Below are 9,617 nucleotides of genomic sequence, written 5' to 3' on the forward strand. Positions count from 1 at the left end.
TTTAAATAGTTGTAAGGCCAACTTTTTGTATGATAACATTGCATATAGTCAGTTTTTCTCGGGAGGAGGTAAGGGATGAACAGAATTTTTCGTTACACTATATTTTATTTACTCGTTTTTCTTGTGATTATTGGTGTTGTCAGCTACTTCAGCAATAATAATGCACCAACCAATGACGTCACATATAATCAATTCCTGAATTACCTGGAGCAGGATGACGTTGCAGAATTCACAATCCAGCCTGAACGTGGTGTTTATGAAATACGGGGGCAGTTAAAAGGGGCAGAAGAAAATGAAATGTTTGTTACTTATATAACAGGCAATGATACGATGCTGAACCAAATTAACGAAGCTTCCCAAAACACAACGGCAGAAGTTCTTCCGGCAAAAGAAACAAGTGGATGGGTTCAATTTTTTACAACAATCATCCCATTCCTTATTATCTTTATTTTCTTCTTCTTCTTACTGAACCAGGCACAGGGCGGCGGTGGCGGCCGTGTGATGAACTTCGGTAAAAGTAAAGCCCGCCTTTACAACGATGAGAAGAAAAAAGTCCGGTTTAATGATGTGGCCGGAGCGGATGAAGAAAAGCAAGAGCTTGTCGAGGTTGTAGAGTTCTTGAAAGATCCGCGTAAATTCTCGGAGCTTGGCGCCCGTATCCCAAAAGGGGTACTGCTTGTGGGTCCTCCGGGAACTGGTAAAACCCTTCTGGCAAAAGCCGTTGCCGGTGAAGCAGGGGTGCCTTTTTTCTCAATCAGTGGTTCCGACTTCGTTGAAATGTTCGTCGGTGTCGGTGCATCCCGCGTTCGGGATTTGTTTGAAAATGCGAAAAAGAATTCCCCATGTATCATTTTTATTGATGAAATTGATGCGGTTGGACGCCAGCGTGGCGCCGGATTAGGCGGGGGCCATGATGAGCGCGAGCAAACGCTGAATCAATTGCTTGTTGAAATGGATGGTTTCAGTGCAAATGAAGGAATCATTATGATTGCTGCTACAAACCGGGCAGACATTCTGGATCCGGCTCTCTTGCGTCCGGGCCGTTTTGACCGCCAGATTACGGTTGACCGTCCAGATGTAAATGGCCGTGAAGCTGTTCTGCGTGTACATGCGCGCAACAAGCCTCTTCACGAGTCAGTGGATTTAAAAGCAATCGCACAGCGGACTCCTGGTTTTTCCGGTGCTGATCTTGAAAACTTGTTGAACGAGGCAGCACTCGTTGCCGCTCGTGCCGATAAAAAGAAAATTGATATGAACGATGTTGATGAAGCAACAGACCGCGTTATCGCAGGTCCAGCGAAAAAAAGCCGTGTTATTTCCAAAAAAGAACGGAAAATTGTCGCGTTCCACGAAGCGGGGCACACAGTTATCGGATTGGTGCTTGATGATGCCGATATCGTTCATAAAGTAACTATTGTACCGCGCGGACAAGCAGGCGGATATGCCGTTATGCTTCCGAAAGAAGACCGTTACTTTATGACCAAGCCGGAGCTTCTTGATAAAATTACCGGCCTGCTTGGCGGCCGTGTAGCGGAAGACATTATCTTCGGTGAAGTATCTACCGGTGCACACAATGACTTCCAGCGGGCAACAGGAATTGCACGCCGTATGGTTACTGAATTTGGGATGAGCGATAAGCTTGGACCTCTTCAATTCGGACAGTCACAGGGGCAGGTATTTTTAGGCCGTGACTTTAACAGTGAGCAAAACTATTCAGATCGGATTGCGTATGAAATTGATACAGAAATCCAGACGATCATTAAAGAATGCTATGAAAGAGCAAAACAAATTTTAACGGAGAATCGTGATAAGCTGGAGCTTATTGCGAATACACTTCTTGAGATTGAAACGCTGGATGCAGCGCAAATCCGCCATTTAGCAGACCATGGCAAACTGCCGGAACGTGATTACTCGGATAATCAGCCTGTTAAGGATAATTCAGATCAAGCTGGTGAAACAGCTCAAACAGAGGAAACGCCGGCTACTGAAACGACAAATCTGCCGGCCGGTGCAGCAGATGAATCTGAAGTGCGTGATGATCTCCAAAACCCGCCAAATAGCGGCGGCCCGAAAGCATAATAAAAAGACGCCCGAAGAGAATTTCTTTCGGGCGTCTTTTCTCTTCTTTTTTCGAAGGTTATGTTATGATAAAACACGAAAATTAGACGGACAGGTGTGGTGAAGGTGATTTTTGTACTGGATGTAGGGAATACCAATACTGTGCTCGGTGTATACGAAGGGGAAGTGTTGAAACATCACTGGCGCATTGAAACAAACCGGAATAAAACAGAAGATGAATATGGCATGATGATCAAAAGCCTGTTTCAGCATGATGGCCTGGAGTTTGGGCAAATCGAAGGTGTTATTATTTCCTCGGTTGTTCCGCCGATTATGGCGGCACTGGAGCGCATGTGTGAAAAGTACTTTCACGTAAAGCCTCTTGTCGTCGGTCCAGGCGTAAAAACCGGATTAAATATTAAATATGAGAATCCACGTGAAGTTGGAGCGGACCGGATTGTAAATGCAGTTGCTGGCATTCATGAGTATGGCACCCCGTTAATTATTGTTGATTTCGGAACAGCTACAACGTATTGCTATATTGATGAAAGCAGTCATTATATGGGAGGTTTGATTGCCCCGGGTATTGGTATTTCTACCGAAGCACTTTATACACGAGCGTCAAAGCTGCCCCGCATTGAAATTACGCGGCCGGAAACAGTAGTCGGAAAAAATACAGTCTCGGCTATGCAGGCGGGAATTTTGTATGGATATGTCGGCCAGGTGGAAGGCATTGTCAGCCGAATCAAAAAAGAAGCAAATGCGGACCCTACCGTTATTGCCACAGGCGGACTGGCTGGCTTGATCGCGAAAGAGTGCAGCATGATCGATGTGGTAGATCCCGATTTAACATTAAAAGGTCTTTTATTGATTTATAAAAGAAACGTATGAAAGGAAGAGAACTGTGAGCGATTATTTAGTAAAAGCATTAGCTTTTAATGGACAGGTGCGCGCATACGCGGCTGATACAACAAAAACGGTCGGCGAAGCGCAAAGAAGGCACGGTGCGTGGCCAACAGCATCTGCAGCGCTGGGAAGAAGTATGACCGCCGGTGTGATGATGGGTGCCATGATGAAGGGGAATGAAAAAATCACTTTGAAAATTGAAGGGAACGGAGAAGCGGGCCCTATTCTTGTAGACAGTGATGCAAATGGAAATGTCCGCGGGTATATTACCCGTCCGCAGACACACTTTGATTTAAATGACCAGGGAAAGCTGGATGTGCGCCGGGCAGTCGGAACGGAAGGAATGCTGACCGTTGTAAAGGATTTGGGTCTTCGGGAAAACTTCAGCGGACAAACGCCGATCGTTTCAGGAGAGCTTGGTGAAGACTTTACTTATTATTTTGCTGTTTCTGAACAAGTTCCATCTTCTGTCGGAGTAGGAGTGCTAGTTAATCCGGATAATTCCATACTGGCAGCAGGCGGGTTTATTATCCAGCTTCTGCCGAATACCGATGACGCGACGATTACTCTCCTGGAAGAAAGAATTACTACAATGGAGCCGATCTCAAAACTGATTGAACGAGGGCTTAAACCGGAAGAGGTTTTAACATACATTCTTGGCGAAGGAAATGTGAAATTCTTGGAAACAATGCCGGTTCAATTCAATTGCCAGTGTTCAAAAGAACGTTTTGGCAATGCGATTATCAGCCTGGGCCGCCAGGAAATTCAGGAAATGATTGATGAAGATCATGGTGCAGAAGCGCAGTGCCATTTTTGTAATGAAAAGTATCAGTTTTCCGAAGAAGAGCTTGAGCAGTTAAAGCAAGAAGCGTAAATAATTGAAAATCTGCCTGCGGAGGCAGGTTTTTTTTCGTTCATCCCGAAGTAAATCAAAGTGATTGACTTTTGCACAAAAAGCTGGTAAATTCTATATAACCAATAAAAATACTCGGCATTTATAATGGAGGTTACGGATTAATGGTACGTGTAGCGAATTCAGTAGCGGAATTAGTTGGTCAGACGCCAGTTGTCAAGCTGAATAATGTTGTAAATGAAAACAGTGCAGATGTTTATGTAAAGCTTGAATACATGAATCCCGGCAGCAGTGTAAAAGACCGGATTGCACTCGCGATGATTGAGGCAGCAGAAGAAAAAGGAAACTTACAGCCGGGCGGCACATTAATTGAGCCAACCAGTGGAAATACAGGAATTGGCCTTGCGATGATCGCAGCTGCAAAGGGATACAAAGCGATTCTTGTTATGCCTGAAACAATGAGCATGGAGCGCCGTAATCTTCTTCGCGCTTATGGTGCAGAGCTTGTTCTTACACCGGGACCGGAAGGCATGGGCGGTGCTATTCGCAAAGCGAAAGAGCTTGCAGAGGAAAAAGGTTATTTCCTGCCGCAGCAATTTGAAAATGAGGCAAATCCAGAAATTCACCGCCGTACAACGGGTAAAGAAATTGCTGAACAGTTTGATGAGCTTGATGCATTTGTTTCGGGTATCGGTACGGGCGGTACTATCACAGGTGCAGGCCAGGTAATTAAAGAAAAATGGCCAAATGCACAGATCATTGCCGTTGAGCCGAAAGATTCACCAGTGCTTTCAGGCGGAAAGCCGGGCCCTCATAAAATCCAGGGAATTGGAGCGGGATTTGTTCCATCAATTCTTGATACAAAAATTTATGATGAAATCATTCAAATCGACAACGATACGGCATTTGAAACTGCCCGCCGTGTTGCGCGTGAAGAAGGAGTTCTTGGCGGCATTTCATCTGGAGCAGCGATCGCTGCTGCAATCCAGGTTGCGGAAAAGCTTGGCAAGGGCAAAAAAGTGCTGGCGATTCTTCCTTCAAACGGCGAACGCTACTTGAGCACACCGCTTTACCAATTTGATTAATTAACGCTTCAGCCAGGCTGTTTAAAACAGTCTGGCTTTTTTCGTGTTAAAATAAAAGATGAAAAAGGAGCGGTGCAAACATGAAAGCGGGAAAATACAGTCTTACTTTTGAAGAACATATACATGTCATGGGTATTTTAAATATAACTCCTGACTCCTTCTCAGACGGCGGCCGTTATAATGAGACAGAGGCGGCGGTTCAGCACGCAATGCAAATGGCTAAAGATGGAGCACACATTATTGATATCGGTGGAGAATCAACAAGGCCTGGCTACACGCCGGTTTCTATTGAGGAGGAAATAAGCAGAACAGCGCCGGTTATTGAAGCCGTTTCAGCCGCAGTGCAGATTCCTATCTCTATTGATACATTTAAAGCGCGAACGGCGGAAAAAGCAGTTGAAGCCGGCGCCTCCATCATTAACGACATTTGGGGTGCGAAAAAAGAGCCGGAGATTGCTGCAGTGGCAGCTGAAAAGCAAGTTCCGATTATTTTAATGCATAATAGAGGAAAGAAGGATTACACCGACTTCATGAAGGATTGCTTAGATGACCTCCATGACAGCATTACGATTGCTAAAAAGGCAGGAGTGGCAGACAGTCAGATTATTTTGGACCCGGGTATTGGCTTTGCTAAAACAATGAACCAAAATATTGAGATGATGCAAAACCTGGACGAGATTGCCGCTCTTGGCTATCCCGTTCTGCTCGGTACCTCAAGGAAGCGAATCATCGATTACGTGCTGAATGTTCCGGTGGATGAACGAATGGAAGGAACAGGTGCCACATGCTGCTTCGGAGCCCAAAAAGGCTGCCGAATTATGAGAGTGCATGATGTAAAGCCGATTGCACGGATGATGAAAATGATGGATGCCTTGTTAGGAAAGGAGGGCGCTCGTGGATAAAATTTATATAACAGATATGGAATTTTGGGGCTATCATGGAGTGCTGCCAGAGGAGAACAAGCTCGGGCAGCGGTTCAAAGCGGATGTAACACTGCAGGTTTCACTGAAGAAAGCAGGGGAAACAGACAATTTGGATTATACGGTTAACTATGCAGATATTTATGATGCATGTAAAAAAGTGATAGAAGGTGAGCCGGTAAAGCTGATCGAAACACTGGCAGAAAAGATAGCCGCAAATATCTTGTCAAATTTTTCGCCCGTCCAGACGTGCACAATTAAAATAATCAAGCCTGACCCTCCCATTCCCGGACATTATAAATTTGTTGCTATTGAAATTACGCGGGGACGATAGGAAATGGCTAACAGTGTATATCTCTCACTCGGAACAAATATAGGTGACCGGGAAGCGCAATTAAAGGAAGCAGTCCGACTTTTGAGTAATCATCAAGAAATAGGTGTTTTGGCGGTTTCTTCTGTTTATGAAACGGACCCGGTCGGCTTCACCGACCAGCCGCCTTTCTTCAATATTGTAGTGAAAGCAGAAACATCATTGGCACCGCATGAATTGCTTTCTGTGTGTATGGAAATCGAAAAAGAGCTTGGCCGCCAGCGGCTGATCCGCTGGGGTCCCCGGACAATAGACCTTGACATTTTGCTGTATAATCACGACAATATTAAATCAGATAGCCTTATTATTCCTCATCCGCGAATGGGCGAGCGTGCTTTTGTGCTCATTCCGCTGGCAGAAATAGATGCATCACTAGAACTTCCTGATACATGTTTGCCGCTGGAACACTATTTACAAAATGTGCAGGGGAAAGAAGGCGTCAGGCTTTGGAAAACAGCAGACGCCTTTTACCGCTTGTAAAGCAGAAAGGTGATTAATGATGTTCAAAATCGGTCCGGTTGAATTGAAAAACCGGGTAGTGCTTGCGCCGATGGCCGGTGTATGCAATTCGGCTTTCCGCCTCACGGTCAAGGAATTTGGCGCTGGCATGGTGTGTGCTGAAATGATCAGCGACAAAGGGATTATTCTTCAAAATAAAAAAACAATGAATATGCTTTATATTGATGAGCGTGAAAAGCCGCTAAGCCTGCAGATTTTCGGCGGTGAAAAAGAGTCGCTTGTTCAAGCTGCCAGCTTTGTTGATAAAAATACAAATGCAGATATCATTGATATTAATATGGGATGCCCGGTTCCGAAGATTACAAAATGTGATGCCGGTGCTAAATGGCTGTTAGACCCGAACAAGATTTATGAAATGGTTTCCGCTGTTGTTGACGCAGTTGACAAGCCGGTTACGGTGAAAATGCGCATGGGCTGGGATGAAGATCATATCTACGCTGTTGAAAACGCTCGTGCTGTAGAACGCGCGGGCGGCCAGGCCGTTTCGCTTCACGGGCGTACCCGCGTCCAGATGTATGAAGGGCATGCGAACTGGGATATTATTAAAGAAGTAAAACGATCCATTAGTATTCCGCTAATCGGTAACGGAGATGTTCAAACTCCGCAGGATGCTAAAAGAATGCTTGATGAAACAGGCTGTGATGGTGTAATGATCGGACGTGCAGCACTTGGGAATCCATGGATGATCTATCAGACGGTTCATTACCTTGAAACCGGCGAATTGATGGATGAGCCAACAGCGCGCGAAAAAATTGACGTCTGCCTGCTTCATTTAGATCGTTTAATTGAACTGAAAAATGAAAATGTGGCTGTTCGTGAAATGAGAAAGCACGCGGCGTGGTATTTAAAAGGGATTCGTGGCAATGGAAAAGTGCGTAAAGAAGTCAATGCGTGTGAAACACGCGAAGAGCTTGCGACACTGCTGACAGCATTCGTTAATGAAGTAGAAGAAAAAGAAGCGTCCAATCAGGCGGTTTAATTAGGAGTGAACGGAATGAGTGAAGAATTAAACGACCAGTTATTGGTTAGAAGAGAAAAAATGCAGACATTGCGGGAGAAAGGCCAGGATCCATTTGGAGGCCGGTTTGACCGTACGCATACGGCAGAAAGCATCTCTGCTCAATATGACTCTTTTTCAAAAGAAGAACTTGAAGAAAAAGAAGCAGAGGTGACTATCGCAGGGCGTATTATGACAAAGCGCGGTAAAGGAAAAGCTGGTTTCGCCCACGTACAGGACTTAACTGGACAAATTCAAATTTACGTACGGAAAGATGCAGTCGGTGAAGAACAATACGAGTTGTTTACTTCAACAGACCTTGGTGATATTGTCGGCGTGAAAGGAAAAGTGTTTAAAACAAATGTTGGAGAGCTGTCTGTCAAAGCAACAGAGTATATTTTTTTAACAAAAGCACTTCGCCCGCTTCCAGACAAGCACCACGGGCTGAAGGATGTTGAACAGCGTTACCGTCAGCGCTATTTAGACTTGATCACCAATCAGGAAAGCCAAAAAACGTTTATCACACGCAGCCGTATCATTCAGTCCATGCGCCGCTATCTTGATAACAATGGCTACCTGGAAGTGGAAACACCAATGATGCATGCGATCGCTGGCGGAGCTGCTGCCCGTCCGTTCGTCACTCATCATAACGCACTTGATATGGAGTTATACATGCGGATTGCAATTGAGCTGCACTTGAAGCGTTTAATTGTAGGCGGCATGGAAAAAGTGTATGAAATCGGCCGTGTGTTCCGTAATGAAGGTGTATCGACACGCCACAATCCTGAATTTACAATGATCGAGCTGTATGAAGCGTATGCAGACTATAAAGATATTATGAGCTTAACCGAGAATTTAATTGCTCATGTAGCACAAGAAGTGCTTGGCGCAACAACAATCCAATACGGGGAAGACACAGTGGAACTAAAACCGGAATGGCGCCGTCTTCACATGGTTGATGCAGTAAAAGAATATACAGGCGTTGATTTTTGGAGAGAAATGAGCGATGAAGAAGCGCGGGCACTGGCGAAGGAACATGGCATTGATTACAAAGAGACGATGCAATACGGACATATTGTCAATGAGTTCTTTGAACAAAAAGTAGAAGAAGAGCTTGTGCAGCCTACATTCATTTATGGACACCCGGTTGAGATTTCACCGCTTGCGAAAAAGAACCCGGAAGACCCTCGCTTCACGGATCGTTTTGAGCTGTTTATCGTCCGTCGGGAACATGCGAATGCTTTTACAGAGCTCAATGATCCGATTGATCAGCGTGAGCGATTTGAAGGGCAGTTAAAAGAGCGCGAGCAAGGCAATGATGAAGCACATGAAATGGATGATGATTTCATCGAAGCGCTGGAATACGGTATGCCCCCAACAGGCGGTTTAGGTATCGGTATCGATCGTTTGGTTATGCTTTTGACAAATGCCCCATCGATCCGTGATGTTCTGCTATTTCCGCATATGAGACACAAAGAGTAATAAACAAGTCTCCGGTGAACACACCGGAGATTTTATTTTTTTTAAAAACTTTTAAAAAAAGCTTGCGCCGGGGGGAGTGCGGTGGTATATTTATATTCGTTGTCAGCAGCATAGAACAGCAACTTAAAAAATATTTTAAAAAAGTGATTGACATCACTTTGGAGAAGTGTTAAGATATTAAAGTCGCAAATGACACATTGAACATTGAAAACTGAACAAAATCAATAAAAACGTCAACGTTTTAAATTTTTACTTCAAATTAGAAATACACCCCGTACTTCTAATTGAAACAAATGAGCAAGTCAAACACTTTTTGGAGAGTTTGATCCTGGCTCAGGACGAACGCTGGCGGCGTGCCTAATACATGCAAGTCGAGCGGACTTGACGGAGCTTGCTCCGTTCAAGTTAGCGGCGGACGGGTGAGTAA

9 protein-coding genes and 1 rRNA gene are annotated in these 9,617 nt (G+C 44.9%); all 10 read left to right on the top strand.

Features of this window, described 5'->3' with window-relative positions; translation table 11 throughout:
• Nucleotides 1-75: 75 nt before the first annotated feature.
• Nucleotides 76-2,079: an ATP-dependent zinc metalloprotease FtsH gene (gene ftsH, locus VP98_RS00210; RefSeq protein ID WP_046173322.1), complete on the top strand. Its 2,004-nt coding sequence runs from the start codon at nucleotides 76-78 to the stop codon at nucleotides 2,077-2,079.
• A 105-nt stretch (nucleotides 2,080-2,184) separates the two neighbouring features.
• Entirely contained in the window at nucleotides 2,185-2,949 is a 765-nt protein-coding gene (locus VP98_RS00215) for a type III pantothenate kinase (RefSeq protein ID WP_046173323.1), read from the top strand.
• A 13-nt stretch (nucleotides 2,950-2,962) separates the two neighbouring features.
• Nucleotides 2,963-3,838 carry an Hsp33 family molecular chaperone HslO gene (hslO, locus tag VP98_RS00220; protein ID WP_046173324.1) on the top strand — a complete coding sequence of 292 codons (876 nt, stop codon included), beginning with the start codon at nucleotides 2,963-2,965 and terminating at the stop codon, nucleotides 3,836-3,838.
• Nucleotides 3,839-3,981: 143 nt separating this feature from the next.
• Nucleotides 3,982-4,902, top strand: a complete 921-nt coding sequence (gene cysK, locus VP98_RS00225) for a cysteine synthase A (RefSeq protein WP_046173325.1) — start codon at nucleotides 3,982-3,984, stop codon at nucleotides 4,900-4,902.
• Between the two features lie 80 nt (nucleotides 4,903-4,982).
• Entirely contained in the window at nucleotides 4,983-5,804 is an 822-nt protein-coding gene (folP, locus tag VP98_RS00230) for a dihydropteroate synthase (protein ID WP_046173326.1), read from the top strand.
• Nucleotides 5,797-6,156 carry a dihydroneopterin aldolase gene (gene folB, locus VP98_RS00235; protein ID WP_046173327.1) on the top strand — a complete coding sequence of 120 codons (360 nt, stop codon included), beginning with the start codon at nucleotides 5,797-5,799 and terminating at the stop codon, nucleotides 6,154-6,156. Before folP ends, folB begins: the two co-directional genes overlap by 8 nt.
• 3 nt (nucleotides 6,157-6,159) lie before the next feature.
• A complete protein-coding gene (gene folK, locus VP98_RS00240; protein WP_046173328.1) occupies nucleotides 6,160-6,672 on the top strand; it encodes a 2-amino-4-hydroxy-6-hydroxymethyldihydropteridine diphosphokinase in 513 nt (170 codons plus the stop codon).
• A 19-nt stretch (nucleotides 6,673-6,691) separates the two neighbouring features.
• The gene (gene dusB, locus VP98_RS00245; protein WP_046173329.1) at nucleotides 6,692-7,690 is read left to right on the top strand and encodes a tRNA dihydrouridine synthase DusB; all 999 of its coding nucleotides are present in this window, start codon (nucleotides 6,692-6,694) and stop codon (nucleotides 7,688-7,690) included.
• A 15-nt stretch (nucleotides 7,691-7,705) separates the two neighbouring features.
• Nucleotides 7,706-9,190, top strand: a complete 1,485-nt coding sequence (gene lysS / locus VP98_RS00250; protein WP_046173330.1) for a lysine--tRNA ligase — start codon at nucleotides 7,706-7,708, stop codon at nucleotides 9,188-9,190.
• Nucleotides 9,191-9,500: 310 nt separating this feature from the next.
• Nucleotides 9,501-9,617, top strand: a 16S ribosomal RNA gene (locus tag VP98_RS00255); the annotation flags it as partial.

Origin of the sequence: Domibacillus indicus, from assembly GCF_000970685.1 — a bacterium.
GTDB lineage: Bacteria > Bacillota > Bacilli > Bacillales > Domibacillaceae > Domibacillus > Domibacillus indicus.

What these genes read in the sequence shown, in the direction of transcription:
- lysS (WP_046173330.1), top strand. Translation starts at nt 7,706, where the DNA reads ATGAGTGAAGAATTAAACGACCAGTTATTGGTTAGAAGAGAAAAAATG.
- folP (WP_046173326.1), top strand. Translation starts at nt 4,983, where the DNA reads ATGAAAGCGGGAAAATACAGTCTTACTTTTGAAGAACATATACATGTC.
- dusB (WP_046173329.1), top strand. Translation starts at nt 6,692, where the DNA reads ATGTTCAAAATCGGTCCGGTTGAATTGAAAAACCGGGTAGTGCTTGCG.
- folK (WP_046173328.1), top strand. Translation starts at nt 6,160, where the DNA reads ATGGCTAACAGTGTATATCTCTCACTCGGAACAAATATAGGTGACCGG.
- ftsH (WP_046173322.1), top strand. Translation starts at nt 76, where the DNA reads ATGAACAGAATTTTTCGTTACACTATATTTTATTTACTCGTTTTTCTT.
- cysK (WP_046173325.1), top strand. Translation starts at nt 3,982, where the DNA reads ATGGTACGTGTAGCGAATTCAGTAGCGGAATTAGTTGGTCAGACGCCA.